The sequence below is a fragment of the Roseibium sp. FZY0029 genome (assembly GCF_036350355.1).
Lineage (GTDB): Bacteria > Pseudomonadota > Alphaproteobacteria > Rhizobiales > Stappiaceae > Roseibium.
In genome coordinates, this window is the sequence record NZ_JAZDVZ010000019.1 from 1 (window position 1) to 20,669 (window position 20,669).

At 56.9% G+C, this 20,669-nt stretch carries 15 protein-coding genes and 2 pseudogenes; 9 read left to right on the top strand and 8 right to left on the bottom strand.

The window, feature by feature from the left end; translation table 11 throughout:
- A partial coding sequence (locus tag V1T76_RS28825) for an HlyD family efflux transporter periplasmic adaptor subunit (RefSeq protein ID WP_330564112.1) occupies positions 1-424 on the top strand: 424 nt, incomplete at its 5' end.
- An 827-nt stretch (positions 425-1,251) separates the two neighbouring features.
- Positions 1,252-1,800 carry a hypothetical protein gene (locus tag V1T76_RS28830; protein WP_330564113.1) on the top strand — a complete coding sequence of 183 codons (549 nt, stop codon included), beginning with the start codon at positions 1,252-1,254 and terminating at the stop codon, positions 1,798-1,800.
- A 796-nt stretch (positions 1,801-2,596) separates the two neighbouring features.
- Here the strand turns inward: V1T76_RS28830 and V1T76_RS28835 are convergent.
- A pseudogene (locus V1T76_RS28835) lies at positions 2,597-2,806 on the bottom strand (hypothetical protein); the annotation flags it as partial.
- A gap of 251 nt (positions 2,807-3,057) precedes the next feature.
- Here V1T76_RS28835 and V1T76_RS28840 point away from each other — a divergent pair.
- Positions 3,058-4,089 (top strand): NADP-dependent oxidoreductase, encoded by a 1,032-nt coding sequence (locus tag V1T76_RS28840; RefSeq protein WP_330564114.1) that lies wholly within the window; start codon positions 3,058-3,060, stop codon positions 4,087-4,089.
- 24 nt (positions 4,090-4,113) lie between these two features.
- The gene (locus V1T76_RS28845; protein ID WP_330564115.1) at positions 4,114-4,788 is read left to right on the top strand and encodes a type 1 glutamine amidotransferase domain-containing protein; all 675 of its coding nucleotides are present in this window, start codon (positions 4,114-4,116) and stop codon (positions 4,786-4,788) included.
- Between the two features lie 515 nt (positions 4,789-5,303).
- Here V1T76_RS28845 and V1T76_RS28850 read toward each other — a convergent pair.
- The 7 genes from V1T76_RS28850 to urtA all read right to left on the bottom strand — a co-directional run bounded on the left by V1T76_RS28850 (position 5,304) and on the right by urtA (position 11,960).
- Positions 5,304-5,678: an FmdB family zinc ribbon protein gene (locus V1T76_RS28850; protein WP_330564116.1), complete on the bottom strand. Its 375-nt coding sequence runs from the start codon at positions 5,676-5,678 to the stop codon at positions 5,304-5,306.
- An 83-nt stretch (positions 5,679-5,761) separates the two neighbouring features.
- A complete protein-coding gene (gene fmdA, locus V1T76_RS28855) occupies positions 5,762-6,991 on the bottom strand; it encodes a formamidase (protein WP_330564117.1) in 1,230 nt (409 codons plus the stop codon).
- Positions 6,992-7,049: 58 nt separating this feature from the next.
- A complete protein-coding gene (gene urtE, locus V1T76_RS28860; RefSeq protein ID WP_330564118.1) occupies positions 7,050-7,739 on the bottom strand; it encodes an urea ABC transporter ATP-binding subunit UrtE in 690 nt (229 codons plus the stop codon).
- A 9-nt stretch (positions 7,740-7,748) separates the two neighbouring features.
- Positions 7,749-8,504: an urea ABC transporter ATP-binding protein UrtD gene (urtD, locus tag V1T76_RS28865; RefSeq protein ID WP_330564119.1), complete on the bottom strand. Its 756-nt coding sequence runs from the start codon at positions 8,502-8,504 to the stop codon at positions 7,749-7,751.
- A 9-nt stretch (positions 8,505-8,513) separates the two neighbouring features.
- Positions 8,514-9,677 carry an urea ABC transporter permease subunit UrtC gene (gene urtC / locus V1T76_RS28870; protein ID WP_330564120.1) on the bottom strand — a complete coding sequence of 388 codons (1,164 nt, stop codon included), beginning with the start codon at positions 9,675-9,677 and terminating at the stop codon, positions 8,514-8,516.
- Between the two features lie 9 nt (positions 9,678-9,686).
- Entirely contained in the window at positions 9,687-10,613 is a 927-nt protein-coding gene (gene urtB / locus V1T76_RS28875; RefSeq protein WP_031268940.1) for an urea ABC transporter permease subunit UrtB, read from the bottom strand.
- A 168-nt stretch (positions 10,614-10,781) separates the two neighbouring features.
- The gene (gene urtA, locus V1T76_RS28880; protein ID WP_330564125.1) at positions 10,782-11,960 is read right to left on the bottom strand and encodes an urea ABC transporter substrate-binding protein; all 1,179 of its coding nucleotides are present in this window, start codon (positions 11,958-11,960) and stop codon (positions 10,782-10,784) included.
- A 505-nt stretch (positions 11,961-12,465) separates the two neighbouring features.
- Here urtA and V1T76_RS28885 point away from each other — a divergent pair.
- The 5 genes and pseudogenes from V1T76_RS28885 (at position 12,466) to V1T76_RS28905 (ending at position 20,421) form a co-directional block, all read left to right on the top strand.
- Entirely contained in the window at positions 12,466-15,879 is a 3,414-nt protein-coding gene (locus V1T76_RS28885) for a hybrid sensor histidine kinase/response regulator (RefSeq protein WP_330564121.1), read from the top strand.
- The gene (locus tag V1T76_RS28890) at positions 15,860-16,798 is read left to right on the top strand and encodes a response regulator (RefSeq protein WP_442970202.1); all 939 of its coding nucleotides are present in this window, start codon (positions 15,860-15,862) and stop codon (positions 16,796-16,798) included. The genes V1T76_RS28885 and V1T76_RS28890 overlap by 20 nt, the downstream gene beginning before the upstream one ends.
- Positions 16,799-17,003: 205 nt before the next feature.
- Positions 17,004-17,156: pseudogene (locus tag V1T76_RS28895) on the top strand (IS6 family transposase); the annotation flags it as partial.
- Positions 17,157-17,663: 507 nt separating this feature from the next.
- Positions 17,664-18,842: an HlyD family secretion protein gene (locus V1T76_RS28900; RefSeq protein ID WP_330564123.1), complete on the top strand. Its 1,179-nt coding sequence runs from the start codon at positions 17,664-17,666 to the stop codon at positions 18,840-18,842.
- A gap of 1 nt (position 18,843) precedes the next feature.
- Positions 18,844-20,421, top strand: a complete 1,578-nt coding sequence (locus tag V1T76_RS28905; protein WP_330564124.1) for a DHA2 family efflux MFS transporter permease subunit — start codon at positions 18,844-18,846, stop codon at positions 20,419-20,421.
- Positions 20,422-20,669: the final 248 nt, after the last annotated feature.

Sequence of the window (20,669 nt, forward strand, 5' to 3'; positions counted from 1 at the left end):
TCACCAACTCGCAGTCCACACGATCGGTGGTGTCATTGCGCCCGGTGAAACCATCCTGCAGATCGTGCCGAGAGAGGATCAGCTCATCGTTGAAACCCAGGTTCGCCCGGTCGACATCGATCAGATGTCCCCGGGCCAGCAGGCGAGGGTCCGGTTCCCCAGCTTCGATCAGCGAACAACGCCGGAACTGAACGCGAAACTGCTCACCATCTCGGCGGATTTGAATCAGGATGAGCGAACGGGCATGAGCTACTACGTTGCAAGGCTTATTATCGATGAGAGCGAACTCATCAAACTGGGTGACCATACCCTCGTGCCCGGCATGCCGGTCGAAACGTTCCTGCAAACCGGTGACAGAACAGTGCTCAGCTACCTGGTAAAACCGATAGGGGATCAGATAGCTCATGCTTTGCGGGAGAGGTAGTGATCGCGTTGAATTCAGTTTTCAGAATGCCAAAGCCGATGTGTCAGCATCGATCGCGAGTAGCCTCTACTCGACTAACAATCGAACCATCAGAACCCGCAAACCGATCAGAAGTTGTTTAAAAATTTGTCTTTCAGCCGAAAATTGGTGCAACCTTTGCGATTGCCCGGTTGTTTGGAGCAGCCTAACATATTCCTGCAACACAAGTAGGTTGTAAGTCCTCAAGTTGATGAGGAGGAGTTACCCTAAATATGGATTTTTCAAACGATACAATTGATCGACATCCAATAAAAACTTCGGAATTCATTAGTCTGGTAAATACTTTAAGGAAAGATGCCGGTTCAAAAGTACGGCTGTTGGAAGAACAGGAAGTTCCGATGGGGCGATCAACCATGCGGCAACATCATGAATCCTCAGTGTTCCGCAGCCCACCCTTCTCTGACTGGTGCTGGATCAGTATCTCAAGAAGAACCCTGCCAAATCGCTCCTTTTGACTTGCATGGTTGTAGAATGGGAAAACAAGCCAGTCGGGGCGCATGGGGTAACGCTGTCTCCTCCATTTTGTCAGGTGGCCCGCTATTTGTGACTGTTCATGTTGTGCCTGTGGATCTTGAGCAGAACACCATTTAGCTCGCAAAGGGCTTCCTTGCGCTGGTTGCCGGCATAAGAAGTCGGCAGTGTCACTGAATGCAACTCAAGGCAATATTCACGTCACGACGGGTTTGTACCTTAAAGCAACAGACAGTTTAATGCGTGCTTCTTGTGCGCAGTGCATTGGTGGGGTCTGTGTATTTAGCTTCTTTGTTTTTTAAGTAAGGCAGATGGCAATGGGTTTGAATATTTGTTTTAACGGAAAGACGATAATCAAAATAATATTCACTTTTATTATCTTTCTTATCTTCGAAACACATGTATCTATTGCTGATTCTGAAAAGCCTGCAGCGTGCCCAGATCAATGGAGTGCAGTTGTGAGAAAGGTGACACAAGAACTGGCAGCTCTAGATGAAACGGGCGCACATAAGACCGTCTTTGTTGGATCCGACGGGAAAATATTTAATTGTCTTTCGGAAGATATCCCACAGTTATACCTTCAAAAATCAGAGGAATTTGAAGCTTCTAAACTTAGTACGTTCTCAAACGAAAAAGAAAATGGAATACCTTCATTTTATTGCGTTATTTCAAAAATCACAAATAATTATAATATTATAAATTACAAAATTTACTTACCATATGATGTTTCTGATTTAAATAGCGATATATGTAAGAAATTACTTAATGGATCAATGGATTTATTTTGGCGAAAGTCAGATCGAGGCAATAAGTATTATTATCAGAAAACTATGTTTAGAGGGAAATTTGATGGGCGGCACGAATAAAAGCGTTATAGGAACCTTTGGCAAAAGCGTGATTGCTACCGGTGCAGGTACAGGTACTGGCGGAAATACGATTATTCCGCCTAGCTCTCTACGTAATCAATCAAATCCGCCCACACGGGCTAATTACTTACCTGACCTGCGAAAACGTACCCCGACACGATCGACTACATTAATGCCAAATATACAGGTAGGTGTGCATTGATGCTGGTCGGCTCAACACAGCATGATATCTGGTTACGGAATGAGCTCTCCTCTTTTGGAACTCTACATAGTAATTACATTTCCGAAGCCCGAGGCTAGGTAATCAATCGTATCGTCACTACAGAATAGTATATATGGAGTATTTAAGTTGCTTAATCCTAAATTTCGCGGTCTTTTTCTAGTAATGTTCGTTTCAATTCTCGCAGGCTGTCAGTCAAGTTCTCCCGCACCTGCGACAGGTGCCGCAAAAACAGAGCTGAGTGCTTGTGAGAAGGCAAAGCGGAAAGGCAATTACAATACTGCTGAAGGCAGGATGTACGCAAAGGGAATTTGCACAGGCGTATTTGCAAAATTGTCCGCGAAGGATGCTTCAGCTTGGGGGCATCGCGAGTACAACCGGCAAGCCTCCTGCAAGGCGAAAACCGGTAAATTCTGTGACGATTAATACGTGAAAGCAGGATTGCGTTCACCACGCCATTCCTTTCGATTTCCGGGACCTGATCTCGCGAGTGCGGATTTCTTGCGGGGTCTGTCCGCTGATGCTTTGAAAGTAAGATTTCTGCAGCTCCAGGGCTTCGATATCAACACCGACCTGCTGCTCCAGAAGCCAACTCCATTGACAACGCAGCCGCTCTTCCATCTCCGACGCAAAAGTCTGAAGCCACCGAGAGATCATGTCGTGATCAACGTGCGCACCGCGTTCAGCCATCATCTGTTCAAGATCGCGGTCGCTGATCCCGTACCGGCAATAACGGCACGTCGCACGTCGCGTTGCAGGATCCCAATTTCGAAGACCTTCTGGAATAGACCGTTGCCACCCGTGGCAAACGGCGAATGCCCTTGCGTGAATACCTCCCGGACGAAAAGCCCTTCCGCATGGTCTTCGTCGAGGACCCGTTCGGCGTCTTCTTCGAGCTTAATAGCCACAGCTACGAGCTGACTATTCTAACGGGGCTTATTCCAGAGGCGCGCGCAGGTGACCGGGCGCCACCGCCCGGAACTTTTCCCCCTCCGACCCGTTCCAATATACATTCTACTCCGTCGAGGACCAGATCCATGACCCCATCACGCCAAGAGAACCGCAGGTTCGTCCTTGCAGAACGACCCCACGGGGAACCTGACGCGAATACCTTGCGTCTCGAGACGTCCGACATACCGAAGGCGGGCAAGGCCGAGATGCTGTTGCAAAACGAATTCTTGTCGCTCGACCCCTACATGCGGGGCCGGATGAGCGACGCACCGTCCTATGCCGACCCGGTGGGTCTTGGCGAGGTGATGATCGGCGGAACGGTCGCCAGGGTAGTCACCTCGGACGTTGAGGGATTCAACGAAGGCGACTGGGTGCAGGCCTTTGGCGGTTGGCAGGACTACGCGGTGTCGGATGGCACGGGCATCATCAACATGGGGTCGAACCCGGAAAATCCGTCCTGGGCGCTTGGCGTGTTGGGGATGCCGGGGCTGACAGCATGGGCCGGGCTGACCCAGATCGGACAGCCCAAGGCGGGCGAGACGATCGTCGTGGCCGGAGCGAGTGGACCCGTGGGAGCCACAGTCGGACAGATCGGCAAGATCCTGGGGTGCCGCGTCGTCGGCATTGCCGGTGGGGCGGAAAAGTGCGGTCACGTCGTGAACACGCTCGGGTTTGACGCCTGCGTGGATTACAAGGCTGACGGGTTTCGCGATGCCCTGAAGGACGCGACACCAGACGGGATCGACATCTATTTCGAGAATGTCGGTGGCGCCGTTTTTGATGCCGTCCTTCCGTTGCTGAATACCGGGGCACGCGTCCCTGTCTGCGGCCTGATCTCGCAATACAACGCCACATCCTTACCTGACGGACCGGACCGCCTGAGCCTGCTGATGGGCGCCATCCTGACCAGGCGGATGACCATGCGCGGGTTCATCGTCTTCGACGACTTCGGGCATCTCTATCCTGACTTTGCGAGACAGATGGGCGAGTGGGTCCGTGACGGCAGGATACTTTACCGCGAAGAGGTGATCGCGGGACTGGAACAGGCCCCCGAGGCGTTCATTGGCCTTCTGAGAGGCGAGGCTTTCGGCAAACGTGTCGTCAAGCTGAACGACTGAACTCCAATTTCAAAGGAACATCCCATGAAAATTCTGATGGTTCTCACATCCCACGATCAACTGGGCGACACTGGCAAGAAGACCGGCTTCTGGCTCGAGGAATTCGCCGCACCCTATTACGTGTTCAAGGATGCTGGTGCGGAGATCACCCTGGCCTCGCCCAAGGGAGGGCAGCCGCCGCTCGATCCCTCCAGTGATACAGAGGACGCTCAGACCGACGCGACAGAGCGGTTCAAGACCGACGACGCAGCCCAGAAGGATCTGGCGCATACCACGAAGCTATCGAACATTTCGGCGGATGGCTTCGACGCCATCTTCTATCCCGGTGGCCACGGACCGCTCTGGGACCTTGCCGAGGACTCCGACAGCCGGACCCTGATCGAGACCTTTGCCACCAGCGATCGCCCCATCGGCGCGGTCTGTCACGCGCCCGCCGTGTTTCGCCACACCCAGAGTGCCGACGGGAAGCCGCTGGTCTCCGGCAAGACAGTCACCGGTTTTACCAATACCGAGGAAGAGGGCGTCGGCCTGACGGATGTGGTGCCGTTCCTCGTAGAGGACATGCTGAAATCGAACGGTGGCAACTACAAAAAGGGTGACGATTGGGCGTCTTTCGTGGTGACCGACGGCAAGCTCGTCACTGGCCAGAACCCGGCCTCGTCGGCAGAGGCCGCTAAGAAGCTGCTGGCGCTGCTCTAGTCCTGCTGTAGCCGACCGCAAGTGGGCCCACTGCTTTCGGACGTCCACGTTTGGAACGTGCGGCCCCGAACTGGCGAGCGCTCTGGCCCATTACCTGAGAGCCAAGCATGACGTTGATGAACACCGCAGGGCGGATGTCATTCTCGGCGATCAGGTTGACAAATCAGCTAAGGCTAGCCGTGCCGACGTTGCAGCTTTACTGGCTGAAGCTGCAACGACCGGTAAACTCGACCGCCAAGCGCTCAATATGCAATCTGCCTGAGTAATAATGGTGCCCGTCGGATTGTTGTCGGGCAGCACTAGTGTATTTCAAAATAGCGTGGACCCTGACCAGAGGCCACTCGCCCATACCGCCGCGTCGGTCGGAACGGGCTCGGAGCGGCCCTGCGGCGCCGCAAAATGAATGCAGCAATCGATTTTGCGCCAGCCTCGTTCACGGGCCAGAGCGGAAGTTCAGCACCTATTGGCTCGGTGGGAGTTTCTTGTCCCCTTTTCTGCGCCCGTGCAAACATTTGTCAGTGACTGATCATCCAGGGACGTTTTGAGGGGAACGTTTTGCTGCCGTCGGCCTTGTAGACTGCACTTGAGCGAAAATTGCCTTTGGAGCCCGAACAGCACGAGCAGCCTGCCGGGTGCCGCTTTCGACTTTCCCTCGCACTGTCTTCGCGATCCGACTTGGTTGAGAATGTCGGGTTGTGTCGGGACGTTTCGTTGCGCAGATGGGCAGCCCGGTCGCTGGAGGACAGGCCGGACATGTGCGGCGCCTGCAGGATTGCGCGCGGGGCTTCCGCCTTGCAGATCGGGCATTCGATCGGATCCGCATGAGCGGACATCGGGCGGTTGGCGGAAAGGGGGCCGCAGGAAGCGCACAGATAATCGTATGTCGGCATGATTGATCCTGTAACACATAGAGCCGGATTGCCGGCGGAAGGGATTCGAGACGGGCAGGGCCCGTCTCGTCGTCTCGGCCGGATCAGAGATCCGGGGCAAGTGGAACGTCGACGGAACCGTCGATGAAGGTTTTCGGGCCTTCCGCGCCTGGCATCATGTCGAAGTCAAAGATGTCGGTCGGCAACCACAAGGTGGCGCACGCATTCGGAATATCGACCACACCCGAAATGTGTCCCTGCACAGGCGCCGTGCCCAGGATGGCGTAGGCCTGCGCGCCGGAGTATCCGAACTTCTTCATGTACTCGATGGCGTTGAGGCAGGCCATGCGATAGGCGATGTGCACGTCGAGGTAATGCTGGGTGCCGGCCTCATCGACCGAAATGCCCTCGAAGATCAGGTAGTCGTCATATTTCGGTGTGATCGGCGAGGGTTTGAAGATCGGGTTCTTGATGCCGTATTTCGCGACACCACCCTTGATCAGGTTGACCCGGATGTGCAGCCAGCCTGCCATTTCGATCGCGCCGCAGAAGGTGATTTCACCATCCCCCTGGCTGAAGTGCAGGTCGCCCATGGAGAGACCGGCACCATCGACATAGACCGGGAAATAGATCTTCGACCCGCGCGACAGATCCTTGATATCGCAGTTGCCGCCATGTTCGCGCGGGGGAACGGTCCGTGCGCCTTCGGCGGCGGCCTTGTCGCGTGCCTCACCTTTCAGCTGTCCCATATGCGCCGACTGGGTGTTCGGCAGGGCGGCAAGTGCCGGAACGCGGTCGGGATCCGTATCGAATAATGATTTTTCGCGGCTGTTCCACATGTCCAGCATCTTGCGGTCCGGCAGGCAGCCGATCAGACCCGGGTGGATCAGGCCGGCATAGCTGACGCCCGGCACGTGACGCGAGCGGGTGAACATGCCTTCGATGTCCCAGATGGATTTCTGGGCTTCCGGGAAATGCTCCGTCAGGAACCCGCCGCCGTTCTGCTTGGAGAAGAAGCCGTTGAAGCCCCAGAGCATTTCTTCCTTGGCGCCGATGTCGAGAATATCGACGACCAGAAGATCGCCCGGCTCGGCCCCTTTGACGCCGATCGGGCCGGAGAGGTAGTGAACCTGTTCCAGTTCGACATCGCGCACATCCGCCGCGTCGTCATCATTCTTGATCTGCCCGCCGGTCCAGTCATAGGTCTCGATCTTGAAGTCGTCACCCGGCTCCACCCAGACCGCCATCGGAATATCCGGATGCCAACGGTTGTGGACCTTTTCATTGGTATGCGGGGACTCGCTCAAATCTACCGAAATCAGTGTATCTGCCATGGGGTTCTCCTCTGGATATGCACCTGAAAAGCGTGCGTTGTTGAACTGGATGAGCTGGTTAGACGGACAGGAACGCGGCGACTTTTTCCTCGTCGACGCTGGCCCGGGGTTCGTCGTGGACAAGGCGTCCGTTTTCCAGGACGAGCACCCGGTCGGCGACGTCGAGGGCGAAGGACAGGACCTGTTCCGACACAACGATGGAAAGTCCGCGCTCGTCGCGGATACGTTTCAGGACACGGCCCATTTCGCGAATAATCGAGGGCTGGATGCCTTCGGTCGGTTCGTCCAGCAGCAGGACCTTCGGGTTCGTCGCCAGCGCGCGGGCAATCGCCAGCTGTTGTTGCTGGCCGCCCGAGAGATTGCCGCCGCGGCGGCCCTTCATGTCGAGAAGCACTGGAAACAGCTCGTAGATGTCGCCGGGAACCTTGCTCTGGCCGCTGATGGTCAGACCGGTTTCGATGTTTTCCTGGACCGTCATGGTGGGAAAGATCATCCGCCCCTGAGGCACATAGGCGATGCCTCTGGCGACGCGCTCGTAGCTCTTCATGGTGGTGATGTCGACGCCGTCGACGGCGGCAGCGCCGTTGCTGGTGGGCACAATCCCCATCAGGGATTTCATCAGCGTGGTCTTGCCCATGCCGTTGCGGCCCATGATGGCGATGATCTCTCCCGGCGCGACCGTGAAGTCGAGGCCGTGCAGGACCTCGCTCTGGCCGTAGGCGACGTGATATTGTGCAACATTGAGCATGGTCGCCTCCTATTGGCCGAGATAGACGTCAATGACCTTGGGGTCGGCCTGCACCTTGGCCATGGAACCTTCTGAGAGGATCTTGCCCTGGTGCAGGACGGTGACGCGGTGGGCGATGTCCTCGACAAACTTCATGTCGTGTTCGACCACCATCACCGACCGTCCCTTGGTGATTTCGTTGAGAAGCTTCGCGGTCTGCTTGCGCTCCGAGACGCTCATGCCGGCGACAGGTTCGTCGAGCATCAGAAGCTCCGGGTCCTGGATCAGCAGCATGCCGATCTCCAGCCATTGCTTCTGGCCGTGGCTCAGAAGGGCCGCCTGCATGTTCAGGAGTGCATCGAGGAACACCATTTCGGCAATCTCGCGCACGCGTGTCGTCACCTCGGCATCGCGTTTGAAGGTGAGGGCGCCGAAGACGCTCCGGCCGCGGGGAAAGGAAAGCTCCAGGTTCTCGAAGACCGTCAAATCTTCATAGATGGATGGGTTCTGGAACTTGCGGCCGACCCCCTCGCGCACGATCTCGTGCTCGCGCAGCTGGGTCAGTTCTTTCTTGCGGAACTTGATCGAGCCCGCAGTCGCTTTGGTGCGGCCGCAGATCAGATCGAGAACCGTTGTCTTGCCCGCGCCGTTCGGTCCGATGATGACGTGGATCTCATTCTCGTCGACGTAAAGGTTCAGGTCGTTCACTGCCTTGAAGCCGTCAAAGGAAACGGACAGGTTTTCAATGGACAGCAGGAAGTCGGTGTTGTTGCTGATGGTATTCATGTGGGTCTCCTACTCGGCTGGCTTTGCGGTAGCTTCGCCGTCGAGATCGGGCGGAGGGCTGACGGGTTCCAACGGGTTGGCGCTACCGGTCTTTGAAATCAGCCGGTCGACAAGCGGTGCCAGGAAGCTGCGATAAAGGCCGGACAATCCGTTCGGGAACACCAGGACAACGGCGATGAAGAGACCGCCCAGGCCGAAGAGCCACAATTCGGGGAAGGTTTCGGAAAAGGTGGTCTTGGCCCAGTTCACTAGCAGTGTTCCGTAAACCGCGCCGAAGATGGAAAGCCTGCCGCCGACCGCACAGAAGATGACCATCTCGATGGACGGTACGATGCCCACGAAGGAAGGGGACATGAACCCGACCTGCAGGGTGAACATGGCGCCGCCGATGGCAGACAGAACAGCCGCGAAACAGAAGACGAAGATCTTGATGTTGGAGACGTCGTAACCGGAAAACCGGACCCGGTCCTCCTTGTCCCTGACGGCAACCAGCAGACGGCCGAGCTTGCTCTTGAGAACGAACTGGCTCAGCAGCAGAACTGCGATCAGAAGACCTCCGTTGACATAATAGAGAACGTATTTGGCCTCGTCGGTGCGGATGTCCCATCCCTTGAGGGTCCTGAGATCCGTGATGCCGTTGACGCCGCCCGTATAGCCCTGCTGGCCGATGATCAGGATCGTCAGGATGGCCGCAATCGCCTGGGTGATGATGGCGAAATAGACGCCTCCGACCCGCCGCTTGAACATCGCTGCACCGATAACGAAGGCGAACAGTGAGGGAATGACGATGATGGCCAGCAGCGTGAACGTCAGGCTGTTGAAGGGTTCCCAGAACCAGGGAAGGGTCGTGATCTGGTTCCAGTCCATGAAGTCGGGAATACCCGGGGTGGACTGGATTGCCGTCGCTTCCGGTGTGGAGGCTTCCAGCTTCAGGTACATGGCCATGCAGTAGCCGCCCAGGCCGAAAAAAACGCCTTGCCCGAGGCTCAGAATGCCACCCTTGCCCCAACACAGCACCAGTCCGATGGCAACGAAGGCATAGGTCAGATACTTGCCGAACAGGTTGAGACGGAAGATGTCCATCGACAGGGGCATCACAACGAAGATCAGCGCGGCGACGACCAGCAGTCCGATCAGTTCCTGTCTAGACAGCAGGGATTTCACATGTGTCATCGGAACACCTCAGCGACGGATTTTCAGGGAAAAGAGACCTTCGGGACGCAGCATCAGGATCCCGACGACGGTCAGCAGGGTGAGGACCTTTGCCATGGAGCCGGAAAGGAAGAACTCCATGGTCGACTGGGCCTGACTGATGGCGAAGGACGAAGCGATCGTTCCGAGCAGGCTTGCAGCGCCGCCGAAAACGACGATCAGGAAGGTGTCGACGATATAAAGCTGTCCGGCGGTGGGGCCGGTTGAGCCGATCATGGTGAAGGCGCTGCCCGCAATGCCTGCAATGCCGCAGCCAAGAGCAAAGGTGTGCCGGTCGACCTTTTCGGTGTTGATCCCGACGGCACCGGCCATGACGCGGTTCTGGACCACCGCGCGGGTCTGCATGCCCATTCGCGAGCGGAACAGGATGAAATAGACGCCGATGGCAATGACCAGCGTCAGCACCATGACGAAGATCCCGTTGATCGGGATTTCGATGATGTCCGTCAGCGGCACGGAACCGAGCAACCAGTTCGGCAGGCTGACGCCCACCTCACGTGCTCCGAAGATCGATCGGTAGGCCTGCTGCAGAATGAGGCTCAGGCCCCAGGTGGCCAGCAGGGTATCGAGCGGTCGCTTGTAGAGGTGCCTTATGAGAGACCATTCGACGAGAGCTCCGAGCGCGCCTGCCGCGACAAAGGCCAGCGCCATGGCGAAGAAGAAGTAGATGCCGAACAGGGACGGGACATAGGTCTCGACGAAGTTGGAACAGAGATAGGTGACATAGGCGCCAAGGATCATGAACTCGCCGTGAGCCATGTTGATGACGCCCATCTGGCCGAAAATGATTGCAAGACCCAGGGCCATCAGGACGAAAACGGAAAACAGGATCAGTCCGGCGAAACCCTGCATGGCAAATATGGACCCGAGTTCCGTCCATGAATAATCGGCGAACATTGCGCGCGTCTCCATGCTGCGGGGCGAAGGCGCGGCGCCACTGCCCCTGCTGTGAATAAGGGTTTGAAACGAAGGGGACGGGCGCTGCGCAGGCTGCTTCCACGCAGCGCCCCGGGTGTGCCCGTTTTCTGAAAGGGCGTTTCCATCCCTGGGGGAATTAACGGAGGCTTATTGGTAGCCTTCCGGGAAGGGGTCCGGTTCCATCAGGTCGGCGGTCTCGTAAACCAGCTCGTACTGGCCGTCCGGCTTGGCAAGTCCGATTCGTGTCTTGGACCACAGGTGGTGGTTTTCGTGGACGCGGACATAGCCTTCCGGCGCGGTGGTGAGTTCGATGCCCGGGGAGGCAAGACGCACCTTGTCGATGTCGAAGCTGCCGGCTTTTTCAACCGCTGCCTTCCAGAGCCAGGGGCCGAGATAGGCGGCCTGGGTCACGTCGCCGATGACGATGTCGTCGCCCCACATTTCCTTGAAGGCCTTGACGAACTCGGCGTTGTTCTCGTTGTCGAGAGACTGGAAGTATTTCATTGCGGCGTAAGCGCCTTCGATGTTCTCGCCGCCGATGCCGCGGATTTCATCCTCGGTTACCGAGATGGTCAGAAGAACCGGCTTTTCCTTGGTCATGTCGATGCCGGCCGCCTTCAGCTGCTTGTAGAAGGCAACGTTGGACCCGCCCACGACGATGGCGTAGATCACGTCCGGCTTCTTAAGCTTGATCTTGTTGATCACCGAATTGAACTGGGTATGGCCAAGCGGATAGTACTCTTCGCCGACGACCTTCAGGCCAAGCTTCTCGATGTGCTTGCGGGCGATCTTGTTGGATGTTCGCGGCCAGATATAGTCGGAACCGAGCAGATAGAAGCTCTTGGCGCCCTTTTCCTTGGCGACCCAGTCGATGCCGGCGATGATCTGCTGGGTGGCTTCCTGGCCGGTGTAGATCACGTTGGGCGACTGCTCCAGGCCTTCATAGAAGGTCGGATAATAGAGCATGCCGTTATATTGCTCGAAGACGGGCAGGACGGCCTTGCGCGATGCCGATGTCCAGCACCCGAAAACGGCCGCGACCTTGTCGTTCACCAGCAGTTTCTTCGCCTTTTCAGCAAAGGTCGGCCAGTCGGAGGCGCCATCTTCCTGAATGTATTCGATCTTGCGTCCGAGCACGCCGCCCATGGCGTTGATCTGCTCGATGGCAAGCTTTTCCGCCTGCACGGATCCTGTCTCGGAAATCGCCATGGTTCCGGTGACGGAGTGCAGGATGCCGACCTTCACGGTATCATCGGTCACAGCAAGCCCTGTCGTGTTGACGTCGTCGGCAAAGGCAGGTGCGAATGTGCTGGCAGTGGCCAGCATTGCTGCGGCAGCAGTGCCTGACAGCACGGATCGGCGGGACAGCCGGTGATCAATCAAGTCTTTCAGACGTTTCATTCTCTGGACCCCTCTGAGGTTGAGGTTGAAGCAGAGCGCCGTGAAGCTCCTCCGCATGCATCCAAGGCTCGTCTGGAATTGTGCAGTGCCGCAATGCGTCAGTTGCTGTGGGTTATTTGACTTATTTCTCTGAGTTGCTGCATGTGAAAGACTTCCATGTTTGCAATAAACTCATAATCAAAAGAATGAAAATACGTCATCAGGTAAGTCGTGAATCGTATTACTCAATTCTTGAGAGTGGAGGAATTCAGATATTTCAATATTGCCTGAATAAGGCATAGAAATTGCTGGGAGGAAGGTTGATTGGTGTCTACTGATCAATTCTCGGGGAAGGTCGCAAATCTTGAACAAAAATGTGCATGAAAAATAGATGCAATGCACAATGAGTGGGCTGGCACGCCGGTTCCGGCGGTCAAGGTGGTGATGGGCGATGGGTAGTCATCAGCGGGTTGTACGCCTGCGGAGAACATACAATCAGTGGGTCGCAAATCAGACCCTGGAGGACTTTGCGCTCCGTTTCACCGCCAAGAGTGCCCGACGCTGGTCACCGGTCTGGGTTGCCAACACCGCACTGGGTGCGATTTCCTTCCTGGCCCTGGAGGCGATCGGCGCGGCGGTCACTTACAACTACGGCTTCACGAATGCTGTTTCATCGATTGCCGTCGTTTGCATGATCATCTTCATCACTGGCCTTCCGATCGCCTATCATGCGGTGAAATACGGCGTGGACATCGACCTGCTCACCCGCGGTGCCGGGTTCGGTTACATCGGCTCGACGGTAACCTCGCTGATCTACGCGAGTTTTACTTTCATCTTCTTCGCCCTTGAAGCTGCCATCATGGCGACGGCGCTGGAGCTGTTTCTCGGGGTGCCGCTCAATATCGGCTACCTTCTGTGTACGCTTGTGGTCATTCCATTGGTGATCTACGGCATCACCCTGATCAGCCGGCTGCAGATCTACACACAGCCACTCTGGATCGTGTTGCAGATCCTGCCTTTTGCTTTCCTGGCCTGGCAGGGCGTTGCCCCGCTGGACGACTGGCAGAGCTTCTCCGGCCGGCTCGGGGATGAGGGCGGTCGGTTCAGCCTTCTGCTTTTCGGGGCTTCCAGCGCTGTTCTGTTCTCGCTGATCGCGCAGATCGGAGAACAGGTCGATTTTCTGAGGTTTTTGCCGCGTCAGCGTCAGGGACAAAGGCTGAAATGGTGGCTTGCCCTGCTGGCCGCAGGCCCTGGGTGGATTCTCATCGGCGCGGTGAAACTGCTTCTGGGGTCGTTTCTTGTGGTGCTGGCCCTGCAAAGCGGTCTTAGCCCCGACAAGGCAATCGAGCCGACGCACATGTATCTGGTCGCCTTCACCAAGGCCACGTCGCCGGAAGTGGCCGTCGCCCTGACGGGGCTCTTTGTGATTGTCTGCCAGGTCAAGATCAACGTGACCAACTCCTACGCGGGCTCCATTGCCTGGTCGAATTTCTTCTCCCGCCTCACTCACAGCCACCCGGGGCGGGTGGTGTGGCTGGTCTTCAATGTGTCGATTGCGCTCGCGCTTATGGAGCTTGGTGTCTACAAGGCGCTGGAACGCACCCTCGGTCTGTATTCCGTGGTTGCCGTTGCCTGGATCGGCGCGATCTTTGCCGATCTCGTTATCAACAAGCCGCTCGGACTCAGCCCGAAACACATCGAGTTCAAGCGCGCTCACCTCTATGACATCAATCCGGTGGGCCTAGGCTCGATGGGCGCGGCAAGCCTGATTGCCCTGATTGCCTATTCCGGCGTTTTCGGCCAGACCGCCCATGCGCTGGCAAGCTACATCGCCCTTTTTACCGCTATACTTCTTGCCCCGCTGATCGCTTATGTGACCGGCGGCAAATATTATATCGCCCGTGAACCCGTAAGGGCTGCAACCGCCGAGGGAGAGCGGCCCCCCGACATTCAGTGCTGCATTTGCGAGCACACTTTCGAACACGAGGATATGGCCCATTGTCCGGTGTACTCGGGACCGATCTGCTCGCTGTGCTGCTCACTCGATGCGCGCTGCGAGGACGACTGCAAACAGGAAGCGCGCATTGCCGATCAGGTCGGCGTTCTGCTTCATTCGATCCTTCCGGACCGGATCGCCGGCTGGATGAGCTCCCGGATCGGGCTTTATCTCAGCCTCATGATCCTGATCACGGCCTCGCTCGGGGCAATCCTGTCACTGGTCTATCTCGAGGCGGAAACCGTTTCGCACGGTGCGGGAAGCGAAGGCGTTGGCAGGGCTTTGACCCAGGTCTTCTTCATTCTTCTGATCACCTCGGGTGTGATGGCCTGGTTGTTCGTTCTCGTCCACGAGAGCCGGAAATTCGCCAACGAGGAAACAAGGCGCCAGACCAGTCTTCTGATGAAGGAAATCAGGGCGCACAAGCGAACCGACGCCAAGCTGCAAAAGGCAAAGGAAACGGCGGAGGCCGCGAACGAAGCCAAGAGCCGCTATGTGGTGGGGATCAGCCACGAACTGCGCTCGCCGCTGAATGCAATCTCCGGCTATGCCCAGTTGATGCGCAAGGACCCGGCGATCCCGGCCCACAGACGCGACGCCGTGAAAGTGATCCAGCATTCGGCCGATCACCTTGCCGGGCTGATCGAAGGTCTTCTGGATATCTCCAAGATCGAGGCCGGGCATCTCACCATCTACCGGGAACGGTTCAATCTGCATGAATTCCTGGCACAGACTGTCGACATGTTCCGCCTGCAGACAGACGCAAAGGAATTGCGCTTCCTGTTCGAACCGGCGGAAAACCTTCCTGTCTTCGTGTTCGGTGATGAGAAGCGCTTGCGTCAGGTGTTGATCAATCTGCTGTCGAACGCGATCAAGTGGACGAACACGGGCAGCGTCAAACTGAAGGTGTCCTATCACAGCCAGGTTGCGGAATTTGCGGTTGTCGATAGCGGCATAGGCATCGCTCCGGAAAATCTCGAGCGGATCTTCAATCCATTCGAACGTATCGAGGAAGACGGCAAACAGGCTGTTCCGGGAACAGGGCTGGGTCTGACCATCACCAAGCTCCTGAGCGAGGTGATGGGGGGCGATATCCAGGTTTCAAGCACGCCCGGTGTCGGCAGTACGTTCAAGGTCCGCATGCTGCTGAGCGCTGCGGAGGCGCCGATCCAGCCGGGGCGGGCGGAAAGACGTATTCTCGGATATCAAGGTCCGATCCAGACTATCATGGTGGTGGATGACGACCCTGCCCAGAGAGCCCTCATCAGGGATTTCCTGTCGCCGCTTGGGTTCAAGGTCCTGTCGGCCACCGGCGGCCGCTCGTGCCTGGCGATGGTCCAGGACGAACGTCCTGACGCCTTCCTGCTCGATATCAGCATGCCGGGCATGAGCGGCTGGAACCTTGCCCGAAAATTGCGGGAAAGCGGATTTGGCGACGCGGTCATCATCATGATTTCCGCCAATGCGGATGACAGCGGCCGAGACCCGGTGCACAGGATCTATCATGACGATTACCTGGTGAAGCCCGTGAGGCTGCAGGAATTGCAGGACAAGCTTCAACTGGCATTGAAACTCGTCTGGCGCACGGACGCCGCAACGCCAGCGCCACCGGTTGACGGTTTGCGATCGACGGGGAGGACGACATTCGAGAAGGCCCGTCTGCCGTCGGAGGAAAGCCTCGGCATTTTGAAACAGCTGAGTGACGTCGGCTATGTGCGGGGCATCAAGGCCAAACTCGATGACATCGAGGCGCATGAACCGCATGCGGCGGACTTTGTCCATCACATGCGGGGTCTCATTAAGGAATTCGATCTCACACAATACGACAAGCTTCTGGAAAGGCTCGGACATGATCATGAGTGCTCCTAGTCAGGCCGAAACGGTGCTGCTGGTCGATGACACACCTTCCTCCCTGGGCATGCTTTCTGATGCTTTGGAGGAGGCCGGCTTTACCGTGCTGCTGGCGCAAAGCGGCCGAAAAGCGATTGAAATAGCAGCCCGCGTCATCCCCAACGCGATCCTGATGGACGCGATCATGCCGGAGCTCGACGGGTTCGAGACCAGCAAACGCCTGAAGGCGCTGGAAGATCTTCGGGATGTGCCGGTCCTTTTCATGACCGGATTGAGCGAGACGGAACATATCGTCATGGGCCTGGAAGCAGGCGGCGTCGACTATGTCACCAAGCCGGTCAACCCTGACGAACTGATTGCCCGCTTGCGTGTTCATATTTCCAACGCCCGGAATTCACGCAGCGCCCATGTGGCACTAGATGCTTCCGGGCGCCACCTTATGTCGGTCGACCTGTCGGGGGCGGTGTGCTGGGCGACGCCGCAAGCCTCCGCGCTTCTTGGAACGGGCACAAGCGAGGACGCCGCCGCTTCCGGTCGGCTCCCCGAGACAGCTGTCGACTGGTTGCGCCTCTACTTGCTGCCGAAGGGAAAGGCTTCGCAAAAGAAGGAGGAAGAACTCATTGCCCGTGTCAAAGGCCGGGAACTGCGCTTCACCTATGCCGGCAACATCAGCGCAGGTGAACATTTGCTGCGTGTATCGGATGTCTCGGATAGCGTCCCTTCCGAAATCCTGAAGGACGCCTTCGATTTGACGGAACGCGAAGCCGAAGTCTTGATCTGGATCGCCAACGGCAAGTCCAACAAGGAAATCGCCTCGATCCTTGATATGAGCCCCCGCACGGTTAACAAGCATCTCGATAGGATCTTCGGGAAGATGGGAGTTGAAAACCGAACCTCAGCCGCTGTGGTTTCACTAAGACGCATCCTGGGAGGCTGAGCTAAATCACCGCAAGGTTTCCAGGGCACTCTCAAGGTGTCAAATATGATTGTGGATCGGGAGCGAAGCACCGAAGATCAAAATGAAACGACCGTATATGTAAAAATGAGAGCGCTGGAACCTGCTAGTCCGCTCCCTGCCCTAAGTGTGCTTTTCAATGAGGTTGTTCACTGCTTGGCTTTCAGACGCCTGATCGGTGTCTTGAAGGGTTCTGCGCAAGGACCAGGCTGGCATCTTAAAGTTCTCGAATGACATCCTTGATGAGGCCCGCATTGTCGAACGTGCATTCGTCATCGGTCCTTGTGCACTGGCCGAGGCAATGGCTATACTTGAAAACCATCTTCAGGATCGAAAAGCGCAAGCACTTGCTCTGGTGCGCAGCAAAACTGTCCAAATTCAAAATTTGCACCTGCCTTGTGTGAGGCAGACGCCGCTGAGGTCTCTACCTTCTTGGAAACATTCAATCCAAGACATATTTTGTTCTACGAGAGGCTCGGCTATAAAGAGGCGGGTTCCTTCTTGGAGCCTACTATGAAAAGCCAATATTAGCTTATGAAGCGAACTCCTGGCGGATCGTAGTTCAGCACCACCGGTTAATCGTCCCCAAAACCATTGGTTTGAAAATTGGATTTCTCCAGCCGTTGCTGCGCTTGGAGAACGGTATGAAGAAATCAGGATACACGGAAAGCAGATCCAGATGATCTTGAAGCAGGGTTAAAGCTATGCGCCGGTGGCTGACACAGTGGGACTACCGAAAACCGCATTTGCGCTACAGCCACGCAAGCGAGACAGGTGCCTCTCAGGTATTCTGTCGTTTCCGCGTCTCGGATCACATCCTCGACAAGCCCATTCAGGGAAACTTCAAATGGAAAAACTAGATCGGCGTGCGGGTGACAGTTCCGACGCCTCGGATGAAGCGGGTTTGACCGCCGATGCAACAACGGACAAGCGGTCCGCGCCATCGGCCGGCGGTGCCCAAAGTGAGACTGAGACAGGCGGAACTGCACCCAAGAAGCCGTTTTGGCATCGTCCCGTCTTTCTGATCTTACTCCTCGGGCTCGCAGCAGCGATCGTTGCCGCCGTTCTTTACTACTGGATCAACGTTGCGCCCTATGAAAGCACCGACGACGCCTTTGTGGATGCAGACATCATTCAGGTTACGCCGCAGACCTCCGGTCAGGTGATCAAGGTCGCGGTTGGCAACAACGCTCCCGTTAAGGAAGGTGACCTTCTGATCGAAATCGACCCTGCTCCGGCAAGGGCGGCGCTGGAAACAGCGACCGCGCAACTGGCACGGGCGGAAGCGGAAAAACAGCAGGCGGAGGCAAGCGTCGCCCAGGCCAAACAGCAGGCGGCGGAAGCCGAGGCCAACCTGGACGCGGCCAAAGTGAAGGCAAACAACGCCCAGAAGAACTACGAGCGTAACCAGCGCCTGTTCCAGTCGAATTCCGCTGCGATATCAGATATGGCGGTCGATGACAGCCAGGCCAACGCGCGGCAGATCGAAGCGCAGGCAAAGGCCTCCGAACAGGCTCTTGCGACCGCAAATACAAATGTCGGCGTTGCCGAAGCAAAACTTGCCGCTGCCAACGCCGCGATCAAGGCGGCGAAGGCGCAGGTGGACGCCAACCGCATCCAGCTCGGCTACACCACCATCACCGCAAGTCAGGCCGGAACGATTGTTCAGAACAACGTCGGTGTCGGCGCTTTCGCCACCAAGGCCGCGCCAATGATGGCACTGGTTCCAAACGACATCTTCGTAACGGCCAACTACAAGGAAACACAGCTAGACCGGATCCGTCCCGGACAGGAAGTCGACATCCATGTGGATGCCTATCCCTCGACTGACTTCAAGGGCAAGGTCATGTCGATCCAGAAGGGCGCAGGGCAGGCGTTCCAGCTTTTGCCGCCGCAGAATGCCACCGGCAACTTTGTGAAAGTGGTCCAGCGTGTCCCGGTCCGCATTTCCATGACCAACCCTGATCCGGACCGTTATGTGCTCGGCCCCGGCATGTCCGTGACAACCAACATCCGAGTCGACTGAGATGGCCGGATCCAGACCCGGCCAGGACTGGTCGGACGAACGCTCGGCCGCCGGAACAAGGTCGCCATGGCTGATGACTTTCGTCGTCTCCATAGCGACGTTCATGGAAATCCTCGACACGTCGATCGCCAATGTCTCGCTCACCAATATTGCCGGCAGTCTCGGCGTGTCGGACAACGAGGCGACATGGATGGTGACCAGTTATCTGGTCGCCAATGCGATTGTCATACCGATCAGTGGCTTTCTGTCCCGGGCGATCGGCCGCAAGCGCTATTTCATGATCTCGATCTTCCTGTTCACAGCCTCCTCGGCGCTGTGTGCCCTTGCTCCCAATCTCGGCTTCCTGATCGCTGCGCGCGTGCTTCAGGGCATCGGGGGCGGCGGGCTGGCGCCGGTTGAACAGTCGATGCTCAGCGACAGCTTCCCACCGGAAAAGCGGAGCCAGGCCTTCGCCGCATTCGGCCTTGTCGTTGTTGTGGCTCCCATTATCGGACCAACCATCGGCGGGTATGTCACCGACACTATTTCCTGGCACTGGATCTTCCTGATCAACCTGCCGGTCGGCATCATCTCCCTCTTCCTCGTCTACTTTCTCGTCAGCGAGCCCGAGCTTCTGGTACGCGAACGCAAGGAGCGCCTGAAGAAAGGTCTGCGGGTCGATTATATCGGCTTCCTGCTCTGGGGCTTTGGCCTAGCCGGACTGCTGATCACGCTCGACCGGGGCCAGACCGAAGGCTGGCTGGATTCGAACCTGATCAGGGTGATGATCGTCATGGCCGTGATCGGCCTCGGCGTTGGCACCGTTTGGGAACTCAAGCACGACGATCCGATCGTTCCGCTGAAACTGTTGCGGACGCCGAACCTGGCGATTGCGACTATTATGATGCTGCTGCTTGGAATGCTGGTCTTCGGCACCATTCAGATCATTCCGCAGATGCTGCAGCAGGTCTATGGCTATACCGCCTACAATGCCGGACTGGTGCTGACTTTCGGCGGCTTCATCGCAATCTTCATGATGCCGATATCAGGCGTGTTGACGAGCAAGGTCGATCCCCGCCTGCTGCTGCTGCCCGCCTTTGGCATGCAGGCGCTCGCCTTTTACACCTTTTCGGGTTTCAATCTGGAAAGTACATTCGCGGATGCTGCCTGGGGCCGCTTCACGATGTCCGTCGCACTTCCCTTCCTGTTCATCCCTATCACCACGGTCGCCTATATCGGTCTTCCGCCGGGAGATAGCGACAAGGCGTCGGCCATGCTGAACTTCTTCCGAAATCTTGGCGGTGCTTTCGGAATATCGCTGACCCAGACGTTGCTGGAACGGCGCGACCAGTTTCACCAGAGCCGCATCACGGAAACCGTAAACGAGCTGAACCCCTACTACAGAGAGACCATCGCCACGCTGACCCAGCAACTCGGCTCACATAGCCGGGCACTTGCCGCCCTTTACCAGAGCGTCCAGCAACAGGCGATGATGCTTTCCTATACCGATGTCTTCTACGTGTTGATGTGGTGCACGGCCTCGGTGCTGCCGTTCGTTCTCTTCCTGCGGACGAGAAAGGGAACCAGGACATTGACCTGAGACCCGCCCCCATCCGGTCTAGCTTGGAAAACTCCCGTCAAAAACAATCCAATGTTTTGGGATCAGAGCAATGTCCTTGTCTGCAGACCGGTTGGCAGGGTCGCGTCGGTTAACGCCGCTCCGGATAGGGATGGTCGATCGCGTCGCGGTCGGGACGATGGAAGAGGAACGTCAGAATCACCGAAGAAGCTCCTGACCTGCTCCCCTGAAAGTTCCTCGTTTTGAGGTTAGTCTGTTCCCAATTTAAG

Excerpts from the sequence above, each read along its gene's own strand:
- V1T76_RS28830 (WP_330564113.1), top strand. The coding sequence starts at position 1,252 with ATGGGTTTGAATATTTGTTTTAACGGAAAGACGATAATCAAAATAATA.
- V1T76_RS28840 (WP_330564114.1), top strand. The coding sequence starts at position 3,058 with ATGACCCCATCACGCCAAGAGAACCGCAGGTTCGTCCTTGCAGAACGA.
- V1T76_RS28845 (WP_330564115.1), top strand. The coding sequence starts at position 4,114 with ATGAAAATTCTGATGGTTCTCACATCCCACGATCAACTGGGCGACACT.
- V1T76_RS28850 (WP_330564116.1), bottom strand. The coding sequence starts at position 5,678 with ATGCCGACATACGATTATCTGTGCGCTTCCTGCGGCCCCCTTTCCGCC.
- fmdA (WP_330564117.1), bottom strand. The coding sequence starts at position 6,991 with ATGGCAGATACACTGATTTCGGTAGATTTGAGCGAGTCCCCGCATACC.
- urtE (WP_330564118.1), bottom strand. The coding sequence starts at position 7,739 with ATGCTCAATGTTGCACAATATCACGTCGCCTACGGCCAGAGCGAGGTC.
- urtD (WP_330564119.1), bottom strand. The coding sequence starts at position 8,504 with ATGAATACCATCAGCAACAACACCGACTTCCTGCTGTCCATTGAAAAC.
- urtC (WP_330564120.1), bottom strand. The coding sequence starts at position 9,677 with ATGACACATGTGAAATCCCTGCTGTCTAGACAGGAACTGATCGGACTG.
- urtB (WP_031268940.1), bottom strand. The coding sequence starts at position 10,613 with ATGTTCGCCGATTATTCATGGACGGAACTCGGGTCCATATTTGCCATG.
- urtA (WP_330564125.1), bottom strand. The coding sequence starts at position 11,960 with ATGCTGGCCACTGCCAGCACATTCGCACCTGCCTTTGCCGACGACGTC.
- V1T76_RS28885 (WP_330564121.1), top strand. The coding sequence starts at position 12,466 with ATGGGTAGTCATCAGCGGGTTGTACGCCTGCGGAGAACATACAATCAG.
- V1T76_RS28890 (WP_442970202.1), top strand. The coding sequence starts at position 15,860 with ATGATCATGAGTGCTCCTAGTCAGGCCGAAACGGTGCTGCTGGTCGAT.
- V1T76_RS28900 (WP_330564123.1), top strand. The coding sequence starts at position 17,664 with ATGGAAAAACTAGATCGGCGTGCGGGTGACAGTTCCGACGCCTCGGAT.
- V1T76_RS28905 (WP_330564124.1), top strand. The coding sequence starts at position 18,844 with ATGGCCGGATCCAGACCCGGCCAGGACTGGTCGGACGAACGCTCGGCC.